Source organism: Sphingomonas lacusdianchii, from assembly GCF_022664395.1.
Taxonomy (GTDB): Bacteria; Pseudomonadota; Alphaproteobacteria; order Sphingomonadales; family Sphingomonadaceae; genus Sphingomonas; species Sphingomonas lacusdianchii.
This window is the reverse complement of the sequence record NZ_JAKRET010000034.1, coordinates 1-19,646: the sequence shown is the minus strand read 5'-3', so window position 1 is coordinate 19,646 and position 19,646 is coordinate 1. Positions and strand designations below refer to the sequence as shown.

Annotated in this window: 11 protein-coding genes and 1 tRNA gene; 7 read left to right on the top strand and 5 right to left on the bottom strand. The window is 66.7% G+C overall.

The genetic code is table 11. The features are described 5' to 3' along the window. The first annotated feature begins 426 nt into the window (after positions 1-426). Positions 427-1,086: a ribulose-phosphate 3-epimerase gene (rpe, locus tag MF607_RS21515; RefSeq protein ID WP_242122142.1), complete on the top strand. Its 660-nt coding sequence runs from the start codon at positions 427-429 to the stop codon at positions 1,084-1,086. Next, on the top strand, positions 1,083-2,819 hold the full coding sequence (locus MF607_RS21510) for a heparinase II/III family protein (protein WP_242122141.1): 1,737 nt from the start codon (positions 1,083-1,085) through the stop codon (positions 2,817-2,819). The genes rpe and MF607_RS21510 overlap by 4 nt, the downstream gene beginning before the upstream one ends. A 151-nt stretch (positions 2,820-2,970) precedes the next feature. Here MF607_RS21510 and MF607_RS21505 read toward each other — a convergent pair whose 3' ends face one another. Beyond that, positions 2,971-4,326 carry a serine hydrolase domain-containing protein gene (locus tag MF607_RS21505; protein ID WP_242122140.1) on the bottom strand — a complete coding sequence of 452 codons (1,356 nt, stop codon included), beginning with the start codon at positions 4,324-4,326 and terminating at the stop codon, positions 2,971-2,973. 197 nt (positions 4,327-4,523) lie between these two features. Here MF607_RS21505 and purH point away from each other — a divergent pair, with 197 nt between their 5' ends. From purH to MF607_RS21490, 3 genes are all read left to right on the top strand, one after another. After that, positions 4,524-6,110, top strand: a complete 1,587-nt coding sequence (gene purH, locus MF607_RS21500) for a bifunctional phosphoribosylaminoimidazolecarboxamide formyltransferase/IMP cyclohydrolase (protein ID WP_242122139.1) — start codon at positions 4,524-4,526, stop codon at positions 6,108-6,110. Between the two features lie 193 nt (positions 6,111-6,303). Further along, on the top strand, positions 6,304-6,906 hold the full coding sequence (locus MF607_RS21495; protein ID WP_242122138.1) for an HAD-IA family hydrolase: 603 nt from the start codon (positions 6,304-6,306) through the stop codon (positions 6,904-6,906). Continuing rightward, on the top strand, positions 6,884-7,987 hold the full coding sequence (locus MF607_RS21490) for a glycoside hydrolase family 43 protein (RefSeq protein ID WP_242122137.1): 1,104 nt from the start codon (positions 6,884-6,886) through the stop codon (positions 7,985-7,987). The genes MF607_RS21495 and MF607_RS21490 overlap by 23 nt, the downstream gene beginning before the upstream one ends. Before the next feature lie 179 nt (positions 7,988-8,166). Here MF607_RS21490 and MF607_RS21485 read toward each other — a convergent pair whose 3' ends face one another. Beyond that, positions 8,167-9,255 (bottom strand): serine hydrolase, encoded by a 1,089-nt coding sequence (locus tag MF607_RS21485; RefSeq protein ID WP_242122136.1) that lies wholly within the window; start codon positions 9,253-9,255, stop codon positions 8,167-8,169. Between the two features lie 118 nt (positions 9,256-9,373). Next, positions 9,374-10,963: an L-aspartate oxidase gene (gene nadB / locus MF607_RS21480; protein ID WP_242122135.1), complete on the bottom strand. Its 1,590-nt coding sequence runs from the start codon at positions 10,961-10,963 to the stop codon at positions 9,374-9,376. A gap of 351 nt (positions 10,964-11,314) precedes the next feature. On the opposite strand from nadB, the gene MF607_RS21475 reads away from it, so the two are divergent. Then, positions 11,315-12,103, top strand: a complete 789-nt coding sequence (locus MF607_RS21475; RefSeq protein ID WP_242122134.1) for an aminotransferase class III-fold pyridoxal phosphate-dependent enzyme — start codon at positions 11,315-11,317, stop codon at positions 12,101-12,103. Positions 12,104-12,269: 166 nt separating this feature from the next. On the opposite strand, the gene MF607_RS21470 is transcribed toward MF607_RS21475, so the two are convergent. Beyond that, entirely contained in the window at positions 12,270-14,915 is a 2,646-nt protein-coding gene (locus MF607_RS21470; RefSeq protein ID WP_242122133.1) for a protein kinase domain-containing protein, read from the bottom strand. 176 nt (positions 14,916-15,091) lie between these two features. On the opposite strand from MF607_RS21470, the gene MF607_RS21465 reads away from it, so the two are divergent. After that, a complete protein-coding gene (locus MF607_RS21465; RefSeq protein ID WP_242122132.1) occupies positions 15,092-19,387 on the top strand; it encodes a Calx-beta domain-containing protein in 4,296 nt (1,431 codons plus the stop codon). Positions 19,388-19,522: 135 nt separating this feature from the next. Here MF607_RS21465 and MF607_RS21460 read toward each other — a convergent pair. Then, positions 19,523-19,599: transfer RNA gene (locus MF607_RS21460), tRNA-Met, on the bottom strand. Between the last annotated feature and the right edge of the window lie 47 nt (positions 19,600-19,646).

The following is a 19,646-nucleotide window of genomic DNA, read 5'->3' as shown; positions in this document are numbered from 1 at the left end:
GCATGTTCGGTCAACTCAAGATCAATCGGGCCATCGCCACCCGATACGATCAACTGGCCAACAGCTTCCTCGGCATGGTCCACATCGCCACCGCACGATACTGGCTCAAATTTGTCCACGCCGCCTAACAGCACACGAGTTTTCGGACGGTCTGGATTGGTTCACGGGAAGGCGCGGGTAGAAAAAGGGGTTGATCGCGCGAAGGCGCAAAGGACGCGAAGGGGTTGCGTGTATGGCCGCGGTAGCGGCTTTTGGCAGCGGGGGTCTTCCGATCGCGGTCGGGTCGCCCGTGACGCAACCCCTTTGCGTCCTTCGCGCCTTCGCGCGAAACCAAATTCTTCTTCTTCCGCGCCCGCGCGAACCAATTCTTGCTTCTTCTCCTACCCTTCCCTTGCCGCATGACGAGACCATGCTAGGACGCATTCCATGCAACCGGTCCGCATCGCCCCCTCCATCCTGTCCGCCGATTTCGCCAAGCTGGGCGAGGAAGTCCGTGCCATCGATGCCGCCGGCGCCGACTGGATCCATATCGACGTCATGGACGGGCATTTCGTCCCCAATCTGACGATCGGCCCGGCGGTGGTGAAGGCGCTGCGCCCGCATAGCGCCAAGCCGTTCGACGTCCATCTGATGGTGTCGCCGGTCGATCCGCTGGTCGAGGCGTTCGCCGAGGCCGGGGCCGATATCCTGTCGGTGCATCCGGAATCGGGGCCGCACCTCCACCGCACGCTGCAGCGGATCAAGGGCTTGGGCAAGCGTGCGGGCGTGGTGCTCAACCCCGGAACGCCGGTCGAGGTGGTCGACCATGTCCTCGACCTGACCGACCTGTTGCTGGTGATGAGCGTCAATCCGGGCTTTGGCGGGCAGAAGTTCATCGACAGCCAGTTGCGCAAGATCGAGCAGTTGCGCGCCCGCATCGACGCGACCGGGCGGCAGATCGACTTGCAGGTCGATGGCGGCATCGACCGCGCGACCGCGCCGAAGGCGATCGCGGCGGGGGCAGACTGTCTGGTCGCCGGCACCGCGACCTTTACCGGCGGCCCGACCGCCTATGCCGCGAACATCGCCGCATTGCGGGGCGCATGACCCCGCCCCAGCCGATCGACGAACCCCGCGACGGCATCGACGTCGGCAAGCGGCTGGTGCGGCAGGGCGGCGGCACCGGGCTGTCGCTGTCCGAACGGATTGCCGAAAAACTACAGCGCCTCGCCTGGCGTACGCCGCTGCACGGGTTGCGGCTGAAAGGGCGGCATCCGCTCAAGCTGATCGCGATCGCCGATGATCCGTTTCTGGGCGATCTGGCGCGCGGGCAGGCGCTGCTGGCCGGACAGCTGATGTTTCGCGGCGAGAGCGTTCCGATCGACCGGCTGGGACTCGACCGGCCGAAATTTTCCGCCGCCTTTGCCGAGCATCTCCATGGCTTTGCGTGGCTGCGCGACCTGTCGAGCGTTGCGCCGCGCGTGACGGCGGTGCCGATCGCCGAGACGCTGATGCTGCAATGGCTGAACGCGCATGGCGACCGGGTGTCGGAACCGGCGTGGGGCCCGCATCTGACCGGGCGGCGGCTGTTGTTCTGGATCGCGCATGCGCCGCTGATCCTGTCGTCGACCGACCTCGTCTATCGGTCGCGGGTGCTCAACACCATCGCGCGCGCCGCGCGGCATCTGGACGGCGAGGCGGGCAAGGCCCCGGCGGGCATCCGCGCGATCACCGCATGGGCGGGGGTGGTCGCGGCGGGCCTCGTCATTCCGGGCGGCGATCCCCGGCGCAGCTTCGGCGAGCATGGTCTTGCGCGTGCGCTGGCCACCGGCGTGTTCGACGATGGCGGCATCGTCAGCCGATCGCCCACCGATCAGCTCGACGTGGTGATGACGCTGACGGCACTGCGCGAAATCTATGCCGCGCGGCGGCTGGACGTGCCCGAGGCGCAGCAACTGGCGCTGACCCGCATGGTCGCGGCGCTGCTGGGCGTGTGTCATGGCGAGGGTGGCCTCGCCTGCTGGCAGGGATCGGGACCGGTCGATGGCGATCGCATCGCCGATGTCGTCGCCGCGACCGGGGTGCGCACCCGGCCGCTTCGCCATGCCAGCGACTGGGGCTATCAGCGACTGGCGGCGGGGCGCACCGTGCTGATCGTCGATTCCGCGCCGCCGCCGGTGGCCCGCGCCGCACGCGAAGGCTGCGCATCGACGCTGGCGTTCGAACTGTCCGATCAGGGGCGGCGGATCGTGGTCAATTGCGGCGGGGCGGGCGCGGCGCTGCTGACATTGTCGCCCGAACTGCGCCGCGCGCTGCGCACGACGGCGGCGCATTCGACGCTGGTGCTCGACGATGCCAATTCGACCGCGATCCATGCCGACGGATCGCTGGGCAAGGGCGTCGGCGTGGTCGACATGGCGCGGCAGGAAAGCGACGCGATCAGCCGGATCGAGGTCGCACATGACGGCTATGCCAAACGGCTGGGGTTCCAGCATCGCCGCGTCCTGACCTTGAGCGCCGATGGCCGCGACGTGCAGGGCGAGGATATGCTGATCCCGACCGGGCGGCGCGGGCGCAAGGGCGATACCGGCTTCGTCGCACGCTTTCATCTGGCGCCGGGCATCGAGATCGCGCCGACGCCCGATGGGCAGGCTGCGTTTCTGCGCGTGCCCGACGGGCCGGTGTGGCAATTCCGCTGCAAGGGCGCGACGCTGGGTGTCGAGGAAAGCCTGTGGATCGATGAGAGAGGCCTGCCGGTCGCGACGTTCCAGCTGGTGCTGTCGGGCGCGACCCCGGCGGGGGGGCATGACTTTTCGTGGCGGTTCCACCGGGCGCGGTAGGGGCGGCCTATTGCGTCCACCCCGTCGCGGGGAAGGTAATTGGCCTGAGCGAATATAGTCAATTCTCGTAAATCATGATATTTTAGCAGGGTCGCCAGCGACCCGCCACGAATAAACCGAAATATAAGATGTAGTTAAAGCGACCTAACTTTTACTCTGTGAGGCCGAATCGGCGGTCGGACCATACATAGATCATCCGATCGCACGCCCCATCGCGGGTCGCTATGCAGATGAAGGTCGTCTTCTCGTCAGGGAACCGCTGCGCCGCGACACTCATCCCATAGCCAAAGCCGCCATGTCCCCATTGCGGATGCTTGCCCGCCGTGGTGACGAACCCGAGACCATACCAACCCTTCTTACTCGGTTCGGTGGCCATCATGCGTGACTTGGCCGACAGCAATACGTTCGACCTAAGCGCGGTGAAGAAGCGCAGCATATCGGTTGCGCTGGCAACGCCGCCTCCGGCAGCCGATCCGCGCTGGGGCAGTACTGCGGTGGATGCGATAGGCGTAGGTTCGGCTTCGAAGAAGGTGGAATAGCCGACCGGAACATCCGTGATGTGCTGCAGGTCCGGGAAAGACGCGTGCGTCATCCCGGCAGGTCCGAATACATGTCGCTGGACGTAGTCTTGATAGGTTTGGCCCGACACCCGCTCGATCACCGCGCCGAGTAGGATGAATCCATAATTGGAATAGGCGAATTTGCTACCCGGCGCAAAGGCCGGGGGCCGGTTGCCGTTGAGTTTTATGTAGTCGTTGATCGTGCGGACCCACTCCCGGTTTGCCGTATCATCGCGTTGCAGAACGCCATCTTCGCCAGTGCCGCCGCGATGACCAAGCAGCTGCCTTATCGTAACCTTGGCCATGTCCTTGTTTGGATAGTCCGGGACATAGCGAGAGAGCTGCGCATCAAGCGCGACCTTCCCTTTTTCGATGAGCTGAAAGATGCTCACCGCCGTGAACATCTTACCAGCCGAAGCGAGGAACATCGGCGTATCGGCCGTTATGGGCCGTGCGTCGTCCCGGCTGAAGGTTCCGACGGAATAGGTCCACGGTGCTCGGCCGTCCTGAGCTACGATGATCGAGCCAGCGAAAGCATCCGATGCCGCCAACCGCTGCGCGATGTCACGCGTGGCGGCAAGCGCGCGTGCTTCGGGCATTGCGAAGGGCTGAAGCTTGAGGTTCTCTAGCGTCTTGCCGTCAGCAGCGACAGAGAATGATACACGGAAAAGTGCCGGGAAACAGCGCTGGACCAGTAGGGCGCGAAACGATTTTTCGTTCTTGTCCTCGACCCGCGCCAGATCGAACCCGCAAGTTTCCGCGCGCATATTACGAGCAGTCAGCGCATCGGCGTCGCCAAGATGTTCGCCATAGAATTTCTGGATTGTCGCCTTGTCGCCTGTGTTGAATGCCGCCAGCCAGTTCTCGAATTGCGTAGTCGCTGGCTCCGCGTGGGCTGCGCCCGAAATTGCCACCAGGGCGACAAAGCCAAAAGCTGCTCGGATCATTCCACCCCCCTTTGCGAGCCTTCGGGATGGCGGTTGGACGTGCAAATTACGATTACAAAAAATTTGTAGCCAAGGTTTTAGCGGGTGCCCATTGCGCCAAACTAAATCTCAAGGTGCCCGGTATTGCCGTCCCCACCCAAAGGTCGCAAGCCGCGCCCCCTTGCCCCGCCGTCCCTTTCGCGCGAAAGGGCGCGCCCATGGATCATGTCACCCCGCAGCGCGCGCTCCTCTCGGTTTCCGACAAGAGCGGCATCGTCGACCTCGCCACCGCCCTCGCCCGCCATGGCGTCGAACTGGTGTCCACCGGCGGCACTGCCGCGACGCTGCGCGATGCCGGCCTTTCCGTCCGCGACATTTCCGACCTGACCGGATTCCCCGAGATGATGGACGGCCGGGTCAAGACGCTGCACCCGATCGTCCATGGCGGGTTGCTGGCGGTGCGCGACCATCCCGAACATGTCGCATCGATGCAGGAACATGGCATCGGCGCGATCGATATCGTCGTCGTCAACCTCTATCCGTTCGAGGCGACCGTGGCCAAGGGCGCCGATCGCGACACGATCATCGAGAATATCGATATCGGCGGCCCGTCGATGGTGCGATCGGCCGCGAAGAATCATGATGCGGTGGCGATCGTCACCGATCCGGCCGATTACGGCGCGCTGATCGCCGAACTGGACGCGAATGGCGGCACCAGCCTCGCCACCCGTCGCCGCTTCGCCGCCAAGGCCTATGCCGCGACCGCCGCATACGACTCGGCGATCGCGCAGTGGTTCGCCTTTGCCGATCAGGGACAGGCATTCCCTGACACGCTCCCGCTCGCCTTCACGCTGGCCACGGAGCTGCGCTATGGCGAGAATCCGCACCAGTCGGCATCGCTCTATATCCCGCGCGGACCCGCCGCGCGTGGCATCGCGCAGGCCGAGCAGGTGCAGGGCAAGGCGCTGAGCTATAACAATTACAACGACGCCGATGCCGCGCTGGAACTGGTCAGCGAATTCCGCGACGGACCGCCGACGGTGGTCATCGTCAAGCACGCCAATCCGTGCGGCGTCGCGACCGGGGAAACGCTGATCGAGGCATATAGGGAAGCGCTCGCCTGCGACAGCGTGTCGGCATTCGGCGGGATCATCGCCGTCAACCGCCCGCTCGACGGCGAGACCGCGCGTGCGATCAGCGGCATCTTCACCGAAGTCGTCGCGGCCCCCGCCGCCGATGACGAAGCCAGGGCGGTGTTCGCCGCCAAGAAGAATCTGCGCCTGCTGCTGACCGGCGACCTGCCCGATCCGGCGCGTGGTGGCCTGACCGTCAAGACCATCGCCGGCGGGCTGCTGGTCCAGTCGCGCGATGCCGGCAATCTGGCGCAGGTCGAGCTGAAGGTCGTGACGAAGCGTCAGCCGACCGAACAGGAACTGGTCGACTGCCGCTTCGCGTGGACCGTCGCCAAGCACGTCAAGTCGAACGCGATCGTCTATGCCAAGGATGGCAGCACCGCCGGCATCGGCGCGGGGCAGATGAACCGGCTGGAATCGGCGCGCATCGCCGCGTGGAAGGCGAAGGATGCGGCGGACAAGGCCGGCTGGGCAACCCCACGCACCATCGGGTCGGCGGTCGCGTCGGACGCCTTCTTCCCGTTTGCCGACGGGTTGCTGGCGGCGGTCGAGGCCGGGGCGACGGCGGTGATCCAGCCCGGCGGATCGATCCGCGACGAAGAGGTCATTGCGGCGGCCGACGACGCGGGTCTCGCGATGGTGTTCACGGGGATGCGCCACTTCCGGCATTGATCCGGGGGGGTTGCGGACGTGTGCGCCCTCCGCCCGTGACGTACTCCGGCGAAGGCCGGGGTCCAGTTGCGGACCGGCCGATGTAATCTGGTGAACGCACCCAACTGGGCCCCGGCCTTCGCCGGGGTACGGTCTGGCATCCGTGGGGGAAAGCGCGTTTGCCTCCCCCGTCGCCACCCGGTACGAACGCGCCATGCCGTCGTTCCAAGATACTTCCTTTGCCGCCTTCCTGTTCGACATGGACGGAACGTTGCTCGATTCGTCCGAAGCCGTCGAACGCGTGTGGCGGCGGTGGTGCGAACGTCACGCCATCGATGCCGAGGCGCTGATCGCGGTCTGTCACGGGGTGCGCGGCGAGGATACCGTGCGCCGGTTCGCCACGCCGGGCATGGATATCGATGCCGAAGCGGCATGGCTCAAGGCCGCCGAACTGGAGGATGTCGACGGCGTTGTCGCGATCGAGGGTATTCACGACCTGATCGCCGGCCTGGCGCCCGACCAATGGGCGATCGTCACCTCCGCGCCGCGTAATCTCGCCGAGATCCGGTTGCGTACGGTCGGGCTGCCGGTGCCTGATGTGTTCGTCACCGCCGAGGACGTCACGCAGGGCAAACCCGATCCGCAAGGCTTCCGCCTCGCCGCCGACCGGCTGGGCGTCGCGATCGCCGACTGTCTGGTGTTCGAGGATTCGCCGGCCGGCGTCGCGGCGGGCAAGGCGGCGGGTGCCGCGGTCGCGATCGTCGGGCCACGCGTGCCGGCGACGGAGGGGACCTATGCCATCACCGACTATCGCTGACCTGACCATGCATCGCCGGACGCTGCTGGCCGGGCTCGGCGCGTCCCTGGTACTGCCGCGCGGGGCACTGGCGGCCAATCCGGCTATCCCCGGCTGGTATGCCGATCCCGAGATCCGCATCTTCGGTCATCGCTACTGGATCTATCCGACCTACAGCGCCGACAAGGGCACGCCCGCGCCGCAGAGCCGCTTCACGCCATGGCAGGCGAACGAGCGCAAGGCGCCGCATATCTGGCACCCGTTCCTGCGACAGACGTTTCTCGACGCCTTTTCCTCCCCCGATCTGGTGCACTGGACCCGGCATCCCCGGGTGCTGGACGTCGAGCGGGTCGGCTGGGCGGCCTATTCGATGTGGGCGCCCTCCGCGATCGAGCATCGCGGGCGCTATTATCTGTTCTTCGGTGCGAACGACATCAAGAACGATGCCCAGACCGGCGGGATCGGCGTCGCGGTGGCGGATCGGCCGGAGGGGCCGTTTCGCGATGCGATCGGCAAACCGCTGATCGACAGGATCGTGAACGGCGCGCAGCCGATCGACCAGATGGCGTTCCGCGACGATGACGGACAGCTCTATCTCTATTATGGCGGGTGGAAGCACTGCAACGTCGTGCGGCTGTCCGATACGCTGACCGGCATTGTGCCGTTCGCCGACGGGACGACGTTCAAGTCGATTACCCCCTCGCCCGATTATGTCGAGGGGCCGTTCATGGCGAAGCGGAACGGCGTCTATTATCTGATGTGGTCGGAGGGCGACTGGACCGGGCCGGATTACCGTGTCGCCTATGCGACCGGGCCGAGCGCGACCGGGCCGTTCACGCCGCGCGGGGTGGTGCTGCAACAGGATGCCAAGGTCGCGCGCGGGGCGGGGCATCATTCGCTGTTGCAGATCCCGGGCACCGACGACTGGTATATCGTCTATCACAGCCGCCCCTTAAGCGAGAGCGATGGCAACCACCGCGAGATCGCGATCGACCGGCTCTATTTCCGCGCCGATGGCAGCATCGCGCCGGTGATCATTACCGACAAGGGTGTGGGGCCGCGGGTGTTGGCAAAGCGCGGAGGCACGCCCGTAGCCAAGTAATGGTTCGTTCGTCCTGAGTAGCTGCTGCGCTTGTCGAAGCGGCATATCGAAGGACGGTGGAAGGTGCTTCGATACGGGTCTTCGACTTCGGTGCGAAGCACCGAAGCCTGTCCTGAGCGCCTGCCGGCAGGCAGGCAGTCCAAGGGCTCGGCCCTTACTCGGCACGAACGGTTTTACCGTTACCCGTGCATCGCGACGATCGCCGACACCACCGTCTGGATCAACTGCTGCCGCTCGGGCACCGGCCGCGCGGTGTCGCCGATCATCACCGCCACGGCATAGGATTTGCCGTCGGGCGCGGTGAGGATGCCGACATCGTTGAAGCCGGCCGTCCGCCCGCCCAGATCCTGTCCGGTCCCGGTCTTGTGCGCGACGCTCCATCCCGCGGGCAGCGCCGCGCGAAGGCGGGCGCGGCCGGTGCGGGTATGGCTCATCGTGTCGAGCAGCCAGCTGGTCGACTGCGGCGTCAGCAACATGCCATGGCGCAACCGCGCCAGCGCGTCGGCGATCGCGCCCGCCCCGGCGCCATCGGGCGGATCGGCGACATAGGCCTGATAGGCGGCGCGGCGGACATTGGGGTCGAGCCGCGCGCGCGCCTGGGCAAAGGCATTGCCCTGCGAATATTCCTGTTTCCACGGCAGCCCGGCGGTCTTCGCCTGCAACAGCCGTTCGCCCGGACCGAAGCGGATATTGCCAAGGCCCCGGCTGGCGATGAAGTCGCGTACCGCCACCGGCCCGCCCGCAAGGTTCAGCAGCTTGTCATTGGCGGTATTGTCGCTCAGCGTCAGCGCGCGGCGCAGCAGGTCGCCGACCGTCGTCCTGAACACCCCGTCCTTCATCAGATAGGCGATCGGCTGATGAAACAGCGTCAGGTCGCTGCGGGTGATCGTGACCGGGGTGGTCAGCGACAGCTTGCCCTCGTCGATCGCGTTCATCGTGGTCAGCGCGACCCACAGCTTGCTGACGGATTGCTGCGGCATGCGCTGGTCCATCGCATGGCCGACGACCCAGCCCTCGTCGATGCTGCGCACCGCGATGCCGACCTTGCCCTGGAACCCGCCGCCCAGCGCGTTGATTGCCGCGACCAGCGCCGCCGGAGCAGGCCGCGTCGCCGCGGGCAGCGGCACGGGCACCGCCGCCTTGGGCACCGCCGCCTGCGCGGCGGGCGGCAGCGTGCGCGTCGTCAGCCCGACGCCGCCCAGCGCGATCAGTCCCATCACCAGCGCCGCATTCAGCGGCCGGACCCTCTTCAGCATCTGCACGATCATCTCACCCCGTCCTGCCGCGACCATGCTGCGATGCAGGTTAATAGTACAAGGCATCTATCGGCAGTTGCGACGAATCCCCCCGCAGCGGCGACGAATGGCGGAAACCGATGCCGTAGCGTCAGGGGACGAGGATCGTGTCGACCGCCTCCGCCGCCGTTTCCGGGTAATCGAGCGTATAGTGCAGGCCGCGGCTCTCCTTGCGATGCAGTGCCGACCGCACGATCAGATCGGCCGATTGCAACAGGTTGCGCAGTTCGATCAGGTCGGGCGTGACGCGGAAATGGCCGTAATAGTCGGCGACCTCCTCGGTCAGCATCGCGATACGGTGCCGGGCGCGCTCGAGCCGCTTGGTCGAGCGGACGATGCCCACATAATTCCACATGAACCGGCGGATCTCGGTCCAGTTCTGCTTGATGACCACCTCTTCGTCCGAATCGGTCACGCGGCTTTCGTCCCATGGCCGGATCGCGGGCGGCGGCGGCAGCGTGTCCCAGCGCGCGGCGATGTCGCGTGCCGCCGCCTCGCCGAATACGAAACATTCGAGCAGCGAGTTGGACGCGAGCCGGTTGGCACCGTGCAGCCCCGATTGCGATACCTCGCCGACCGCATACAGGCCGGGCAGGTCGGTGCGGCCGTCGCGATCGATCACCACGCCGCCACAGGTATAATGCTGCGCGGGCACGACCGGGATCGGCTGGGTCGTCATGTCGATGCCGAGGCCGAGGAGCTTCTCGTAGATATTGGGGAAATGGCCGCGCACGAATTCGGGCGGCATGTGGCTGATGTCGAGATGGACATAGTCGAGCCCGAAGCGCTTGATCTCGGCATCGATCGCGCGTGCGACGATATCGCGCGGCGCGAGTTCGGCGCGCGCGTCGTAATAGGGCATGAAGTTCTTGCCCGTGGTGGGGTTCATCAGCTTGCCCCCCTCGCCGCGGACCGCTTCGGTAATCAGGAAGTTCTTGACCTCCAGATTGTAGAGGCAGGTCGGGTGGAACTGCATGAATTCCATGTTCGACACGCGGCAGCCGGCGCGCCACGCCATCGCGATCCCGTCGCCGGTCGCGCCGCGCGGGGCGGTGCTGAACAGATAGGTACGCCCCGCCCCGCCGGTGGCGAGGATCGTCGCGCGCGCGGTGTACAGTTCGACGCGGTCGGTGGCGCGGTTGAACGCATAGACGCCCCAGACATTGCCCGCGCCCGAATAGCGTTGCTCGTGCCGGCTGGTGGCAAGGTCGACCGCGACCATGTCGGGCAGCAGCGTGACGTTGGGATGCGCCCTCGCCGCGCGAATCAGCGCCTCCTGCACCGCCCAGCCGGTCGCGTCGTCGACATGGACGATGCGGCGGTGCGAATGGCCGCCCTCGCGCGTCAGGTGCAGCGCCTCGCCATCCATGTTGAACGGCACACCCAGCGCCGCGAGCCGCTCGATCGCCGCCGGGGCGCCCTCCACCACGAACTCGACGGTGGTACGGTCGTTGAGCCCCGCGCCGGCGACCATCGTGTCGTCGACATGGTTGTCGAACGTATCGCCCGGCTCCAGCACCGCCGCGATCCCGCCCTGTGCCCAGGCCGTCGATCCTTCGTTCAGCGCACCCTTGGCCAGCACGGTGACGCGGAACCGCTCGGCGAGGTGCAGCGCGGCGGTCAGGCCGGCGGCGCCCGACCCGATGATGAGGATGTCGGTCTGGGCAGGGTCGTGGGACAAGAGGTGCTCCGATCGGTAGGACGCGCGACTATGCGGGTTTGCGGCGACGTGACAAGCAATGGCTGCGCACGCCACGGGCCGATGCGAACCCCGTGCGCGTATCGCGAAACCCTTCCGTACCCCCGCGCAGACGGCGGTCGAGGTGCGTGGAGCCCGCTGGAACGGGCCGCAATGACCCTATTTGCGCAAAGCGCCGACGGGGCGAACAAACGACCGCTCCCTTGTCGTCGGCGATGGCCAGCGTCGACAAGCCGCCGCCGTCGAAGCTCATCGTGCGGTCCCCGCCTGCCCGGCTTCGTCCAACTGTCGATCGACGATCAGGCGGCGATCGCCAGCCCGGCCACGGCGGCGGTGATCGTCGAACCGGTACAGGGCGAAGGCGGTGCGCGTGCGCTGTCGGGCGAATGGCTGCTCCGCCTGCGCGCGCTGACCCGCCAGCATGGCGTGCTGCTGATCCATGACGAGGTGCAGAGCGGCATGGGCCGCACCGGCCGTCTGTTCGCGCACCAGTGGTTCGACGGCGCAGCGCCCGACATCATGGCGCTGGCCAAGGCGCTGGGGTCGGGATTTCCGGTCGGCGCCTGCCTCGCCACCGCCGAGGCCGCCAAGGGCATGACCCCCGGCGTCCATGGCACGACCTTTGGCGGCAATCCGCTGGCGATGGCGGTCGGCATCGCCGCCTTCGACACCATCGCGAACGAGGAGACGCTGGCCCATGCCCGCGCCGCCAGCGCCGATTTCTTCGAACGGCTGGAGGCGCTGCGCACCCGCTTCCCCGACGTGATCGCCGAAGTCCGGGGCAAGGGGCTGCTGACCGGCCTGAAGATGATCCCCAACAATCGCGAATTCATGGGGATCGCGCGCGATCACGGCATATTGGTCGCGGGCGGCGGCGAGAATTGCGTGCGCCTGCTTCCCTCGCTGCTGATTTCGCGGAGGAGATCGCCGAGGCGGTCGCCCGGCTGGAAGCGGCCTGCGTCGCGGCGCGCGGGAACATGGCGCAGGCGGCGTGAACGTGCTGACATCGACCTGCCCGGCGACGGGCGAGACCATCTGGACCGGCGGACGTCGGTCGCGGAACGGGTCGCCATCGCCCGCGCCTATGCCGACGTGCTGACGGCGGAGACGACAATGCACTGACTAACTAACAACCCGGATCACCAGATGGGGGCTGCTCATCGGTCGCAACCGACGCCTCGCGAACGACGATGTGGCTACTGAACAGTCACGGGAAGCCCGGCAGAACCTTGCTCGCATCCAAATCATCACACGACAAATCGCCAGCATCCGATAACGGGTCAGCCTCTCAGGAGACCGACAGTGCCCGGCGCAAACGATCGGACCGATCGCGCTGATAAGCATCCTTGCGTTCCCGGAAAGCGGTGCCGAGGTGCGAGACATAGTCCCGCGCCTTCTGCCGATCGCCCAACTTCAGATACGCTTCGGCGCGCGCCAGGTCGAGATTGGGTTGCCAGTGCGGGTCGGCCATTTGTTGCCCGACCCGCACCGGGTCGACCGCGTCGTAGAGCGTCAGCGCGTCACGCGCATCGCCCGCCGCCGTCAGGCATTCGCCCAGCACGAAGTTCGCCGTATGGGCGAGTGGCTGTTCGGGGCCGCCGCCCGCGATCACGGCGGTCCGCGCCGCCCGTGCGTGACGGACCCCGGCATCGGCCTGTCCGTCGCGACACAGCACGATGGCGAGATCGAGTTCGCCGACCTGCGCCTGCTGCCCCGGCCCCTCGCGTGCCAGCGCCGCGCGCCAGACCCGTTCGGCATCGCGCGCCGCTTCGCGCAGCCGCCCCGCCACCATCAGCGAATCGCCGCGTTGCGACAGCAGCGCGAGCGTATAGCGATGCTTCGGCCCGAACCGCCGCTCGGCCAGCGGCAACATCGCCGAAATCTCCGCCACCGTCGTCGTCGCATCCTGTCCGCGATAGGCGGCGGCGATGATCGCGCTCATCCGCGCCAGCAGCGCGTCGGGATCGTCCGCCCCTTTCAGCGCGGCCATCTGCGTCGCCACCGCGCGCAACTCGCGCTCGGCACGGGCGGTGTCGCCGGTCCGCAACCGGCCCATCGCCGCGGACTGCCGCATCCGCAACCGTTCGAAGGGTTTGAACCGATCGGGCAGCGTATCGGCCAGCCGGACCGCGCGATCGAACTTCGCCGGCGCGGTGGCCGGATCGCCGAAATAGGCGATGGCACCTTCCGCCTGCGCCAGCTTCACGCCGACCGCGCCGCGATCCGGGTCGGTGATTTGCGTGCGTTCCGTCGCGACCATGTGTTTGGCGCGGTCGAGCGAGCCGGGTTGCGCCGATGCCGCCTCCATCCCCGCCCACGCCAGCCGGTTCTCGCGCGCTTCGTCGCTGGCCCCCGATTTCGCGCGCACGAACGCCGCATCGGCCAGCCGATAGGATCGCCGCGCCTCATCCCATTGCGACCGCTCGTGGAGCGCCCCCGCCAGCGCGACGTGCAGCCGCGCCGCCAGCAACGGCCGGTCGGCGAACCGGCGGTCGATGTCGGACCGCGCGCGCAGCACCGCCTCGGTCAGCGTCTCCTCCGCCGCATTGGCCCGGCGCGGCGAAACGCGCGCCAGCAGGTCGTCGGTCAGGAAATCATAGGCGGCCTCGACCGATTGCCGTTCGGCCTGCGCCGCATTGCGCGACGTGATCGCGAGGATGGTCGCCGCGCTCGTCGCCACCAGTCCCAGCCCGCCCGCGACCGCCGCCGCGCGAACCCAGGGCGCGCGCGCCCGCCGCCGCTGTTCCGCCGCCGCCGCTCGTGCCGTCCGCTCGCCCTCGATCCGGTCCCGCTCCACTCGCGATCGGCGTTCCGCCAGCGTGTCGAGCCGGTCGGCCAGCATCGCGGCGCTCGGCAGCCGTCGGGCCGGGTCACCGGCCGCCGCCGCAGCGATGTCGTCGCGCAGCAGGGGGTCGGCAATGTCCGCTTCCCAACCCGGCGCCAATGGCCGGGTCAGATCGCCGACGATCATCTGATAAAGGAGCAGGCCCAGCGCATAGACGTCGGTCGCGATCGAATAGGGCGCGCCCTTGGCCAGTTCCGGCGCCAGATAGGCGGGCGTGCCCCGGCCGTCCTCGGCCTCGGCATCGCCTGGATCGGTGATGGCGAAGGCGCGGAGCGCATGGTCGTCGATCACCGCGCCGCTGCCGAAATCGAGCAGCCGGACGACCCGGTCGCTACCGATCACGATGTTGGTAGGCTTCACGTCCTTGTGCAGCACGCCCAGCGCATGGGCGGCGGCGACCGCGCGGGCGGCGGCGGCGACGATCGCCACGCGACGCTCGACCGGGGTGACGGTGAATCCATCCTCGCCGGCTGCCCAGCGGACGAGATCCTGCCCGCCATCGGCGCTTTCGATGAAGAAGGGCGGCGTGTCGAACGACCATTCGAGGATGTCGACGAACGGCCGGTCCGCCGGGTTCGCCTTCGCCAGCAGGCGGGCGATCGTCACCTCCTGCCGCAACGCCCGCAGCCCCGCCGGGGTGTCGGCGAACTTGAATATCCGCATCTCCCCCGTCTTCGCATTCCCCGCCCGCCACACCGCGCCGTCCTGCCGTCCGCCCAGCTCCTCGACCAGGGTCCAGCGCGGACGTCCGGGCACTACGTCGCCCACCGCCAGCGTCAGCTGCCGCGCGACCGGCTGCGCCACCGCCTCGCGCGTGACCGGGACGGTGAGCCGGTATCCCATGCGCGATACGGTCGCGATCACCGTGCTGCCGCTGTCACCGAACGCCCGGCGCAGCTTGGAAATGGCGGTGGCGAGCGACGCCTCGCTGGCAAAGACGCCCGGCCACACCGCCGTCAGCAATTCGTCCTTCGTCACCACCTCGCCCGGTCGCACCAACAGTTCGTAGAGCACCGCGAGCGGTTTGGATTCGAGCGCCACCGGTTGTCCGCCGACCGTCAGCGTCCAGGTCGATTCGTCGAACGTCATGGCCCCGAACCGCCAGAGATCGCGTCGTTGTGACCCCGAACCATTTGATGTCGAAGCAGATTCCATCGCAGTATGCGCTCTTTATAAAATCTTCAGAAGTCCGTTATGACGGCCGCATCGCCATGGTCCAAGAGAAGCGTGCAACTATTCACCTCTCTTGTTCAAGGAACTGTTCCATGGCGGTACTGAGCGGCTTCGGCGCGATCGTGGATGAAGGCGACCCCTATGTCCGCTTCACGCTGCGATTGTCGTCGGCGTTGACGACGACCGCCAGCGTCCGGGTCTATACGCAGGGGATCAACGCCGGTTCGAGCTACGACTTTACCGGGCTCGGCTATACCACGATCACCTTTGCCGCCGGCCAGACCGAACGCACCATCGACGTACCGATCCTGAACGACAGCACGCGGGAGGCAATCGAGCATTTCCAACTGTTCCTCGACACGCCGAACGGCCTGACGATCGGTACCCCGGTGCTGACCGCGACCATCCTCGACAACGACCGTGCGGATCGTGCGCCGATCGCCACGGTCGGCGACGTCAATGTCGATGAAAGCGCGGGCTTTGCCGAGTTCGTCATCATCCTCGACCGCAGCGCCACGGCGTCGGTGACCGTCAGCTATCGCACCGTAGGCGGCACTGCGACGGCGGGCAGCGACTTCACCGCGGCGACCGGATCGGTGACCTTCAGCCCCGGCGAGGTCGTCAAGACCGTCCGCGTCGCGATCGCCAATGACAGCGTTGCCGAAGGGGCGGAAAGCTTCGGGTTCGAACTGATTGGCATCAGCGGGGTCAGCGGCGCAAAGATCGGCGACGGGGTGGCGACGGGCACGATCGGGCTGAGCGACACGGCAGCCGCAGGCACGCCCTATGTCTCGGTCGAACGTGTGGTGGTGAACGAGGCCGAGGCCAGCGGACAGGCGGTGCTGGTGTTCAAGCTCAGCGCGCCGAGTACCAGCGAGACGTCGGTCAGATTCTATACGTCGAGCGAAACGGCCAGCAACGGCTATGATTATGCGAGCTACAGCATGACGACGCTGGTCTTCGCCCCCGGCGAGACGGTCAAGACGGTCGCAGTACCGCTGCTGAACGATGCGAACGTCGAGGGGTTCGAGGCATTCAACGTGTTCCTGCAGGATGCGGTCGGCCTGAAGATCGCCGACGCGGTCACCCCGGTCTGGATCGCCGATGATGACCGTACCGACCGCGCGCCGATCGCGACGGTCAGCGACCTTGCCGTCGACGAAGGCGATGGCTTCGCCGATTTCGTGATCGTGCTCGACCGTGCATCGACGGTCCCGGTCACGGTCAGCTATCGCACGGTCGGCGACACCGCCACGGCCGACAGCGATTTTACCGCGCTGACCGGATCGGTCGTGTTCAATCCCGGCGAAACCGCCAAGACGGTGCGGGTCACGATCGCAGACGATAGCGTCGCCGAAAAGGCGGAGGCGTTCCGCTTCGAACTGACCGGCATATCCGGGGTCAGCGGCGCGGCGATTGGCGACGGGGTGGCGACCGCCACGATCGGGTTGAGCGACACGGCTGCGGCAGGAACCCCCTATGTCTCGGTCGAACGGGCAATTTTCAATGAAGCCGAGCCGGACGGAATGGCGACGCTCGTCTTCAAGCTGAGCGCGCCGAGCACCAACGAAACGTCCGTCGATTTCTACACCTACAGCGTGACCGCCAGCGGCGGTTACGACTATGAAAGCTACAGCACGACGACGCTGATCTTCGCGCCCGGCGAGACGGTCAGGACTATCCAGCTTCCCGTTCTGAATGATGCGGCCTCCGAACCGGTCGAGCAGTTCGGCGTGGCGCTGCGCGACGCGGTCGGGCTGAAGATCACCGACCCGTTCATGCTGATGTCGATCGCCGATGACGACCGGTCGGACCGCGCGCCGATCGCGACGGTCAGCGACCTTGCCGTGGACGAAGGCGACGGCTTTGCCGACTTCGTAATTCTGCTTGATCGCGGATCGACCGTGCCGGTCTCGGTCAGCTACCGGACGGTCGCCGGGTCCGCCACCGCGGGGAGCGACTTCACCGCGTCGACCGGATCGGTCGTGTTCAATCCTGGAGAGACCGCCAAGACGATCCGCGTCGCCATCACCGACGATGCGACCGCGGAACGCGCGGAAACCTTCCAACTCGAACTGACCGGCATCACCGGCGTCAGCGGCGCGACGATCGGCGCCGGCGTGGCCACCGCCACCATCGGCCTCAGCGACACCACCACCGCCGCCACGCCCTATGTCATCGTCGAGCCGCTGACGGTCAACGAAGCCGAGGTCGACGGCGTTGCCACGCTGGTATTCAAGCTCAGTGCGCCGAGCAGCAACGAAACCTCGGTCGAATTCTACACGGCCAGCGAAACCGCAAGCGGCGGCTATGATTATGAGTCGTACAGCACGACGACGTTGGTCTTCGCGCCCGGCGAAACGATCAAGACCATCGACGTGCCCATTCTCAACGACACGAACGTGGAGGGGATGGAGCAGTTCGCCGTGGTGCTGCGCAACGCGGTCGGGCTGAAGATCAGCGACCCGTTCACCTATATCTCGATCGTCGACAATGATCGCGCCGATCGCGCGCCGATCGCGACGGTCGCCGACCTGATCGTGGACGAAAGCGACAACTTCGCCGATTTCGTCATCGTCCTCGATCGCAGCGCGACGACGGCGGTCACCGTCGATTATCGCACGCTCGGCGGGTCGGCTTCGTCGGGCAAGGATTACACCGCGCAAACCGGATCGGTCGTGTTCAATCCGGGTGAGACGACAAAGACGATCCGCGTCGCCGTCACCGACGACACGACCAGCGAGTCCGCCGAAACCTTCAGCCTCGAACTGTTCGGGATCAGCGGCGTCAGCGGTGCGGCGATCGCGAAGCAGACCGGCGTCGCCACCATCGCTCGCAACGACGGCACGGCGGTCAGCACGCCGGTGCTGAGCGTCGCCGACGTGACCGCCTCGGAAGGCGCGGTCGACGGGCTGATGACCTTCCGCCTGACACTTAGCGCCCGGTCGGTCAACGAAACCTCGGTCGAATTCTACACATCCTCGGGCACTGCCAGCGGCGGCTATGACTATGATAGCTACGGCACGACCAAAATCTATTTCGCTCCGGGCGAAACGGTGAAGCTGGTGCAGGTTCCTATCCTGCGCGACAGCAGCGTTGAATCCGCCGAGACCTTCAATCTGAACTTTCAGAATCCCGTCGGCCTCTCGCTCGCCCGCACCAGCGCCGTCGGCACCATCACCGATGCCAGCAGCGCGACCGTACAGATCGCGGTCGCCACGCCCGAGCTTTCCGAGGGCAATTCGGGGGCGCGCAGCTTCTCGTTCGTCGTCACTCGCGACGGCGATGTCAGCGCGGCACAGTCGGTCAAATGGGCGGTCGCCGGCTCCGGCACCTACAAGGCGGCCGCCGCCGATTTCGTCGGCGGGGTGCTGCCCTCGGGCACGGTCAGCTTTGCCGCCAACGAAACGATCAAGACGATCACCGTGCAGGTGCTGAGCGATAGCGCGGTCGAATCGAACGAGAAATTCGCGGTCACTTTGTCCAGCCCGTCGACCGGTCTGGTCGTCACCAATGCCTCGGTCATCGCCACCATCCTGAACGACGACACCGCACCCGCCGCCACGCTGGCGATTGCCGCGACCGCTGCGACGCGCGCCGAGGGGGATAGCGGCACGACGCCGTTCACCTTTACCGTCACTCGTTCGGGCGACACTTCGGCGACCAGCAGCGCGGTATGGAAGGTAACCGGCAGCGGCAGCACCGCCGCGGCGGCCACCGATTTCGTCGGCGGCACCTTGCCCGGCGGCACCGTCAGCTTCGCGGCGGGCCAGACCAGCGCCACCATCACCGTCAACGTCGCGGGCGATACCGTGATCGAGGGCGACGAAGGCTTCACCGTCACCCTGTCGTCGCCGACCGGCGCCACCATCACGCAGGCCAGCGCGACCGGCCTGATCCAGAATGACGAATACAATGTCGTCACCGGCACGTCGGGCAACGATACGCTGGTCGGCACGTCGGGCGGCGACATGCTCTATGGTCTGGCCGGCAACGACACGATCGATGGCGGTGCGGGCGGCGATCGGCTGTTCGGTGGAGGGGGAAAAGATTTACTGACCGGTGGCACTGGTGCCGACCGCTTCATCTACACCGCCCTCTCCGACAGCACCCCCGCGCTTGCCGGTCGCGACACCATCACCGACTTCAGCCGTACCGACGGCGACAGTATCGACATTTCAGCCATCGATGCGCGGCCGGATCTGGCAGGCGATCAGGCGTTTACGCTGGTCACCGGCGACTTCACCGGCACCCCGGGCGAAGCGAGCATCCTGCGTTTCGACACCAGCGACGTCCTGCAACTCGATATTGACGGTGACGGCGTCGCCGACATGATGATAACCGTACGGTTCGGCGGCGACCTGATCGCGGCGGACCTGTGGTTGTAGGCAGCGTGCCTTTCCGTCCGGAGCGCGGCCGGGGGGTCACGTCAGGATGTGGGGGCTGGCGGGCAACGTCGCATGCGGACGCGTGCAGACGTGCGAAAGCCCCGCAGTGCGGGGCTGCGGGGCTTTTGGCAAGGTTGGTTGCGGGGACAGGATTTGAACCTGTGACCTTCAGGTTATGAGCCTGACGAGCTACCGGGCTGCTCCACCCCGCGACACTTTTGGCGCTCGAGTGAGCGGAAGAGTGGAGGACAGTTGTGAA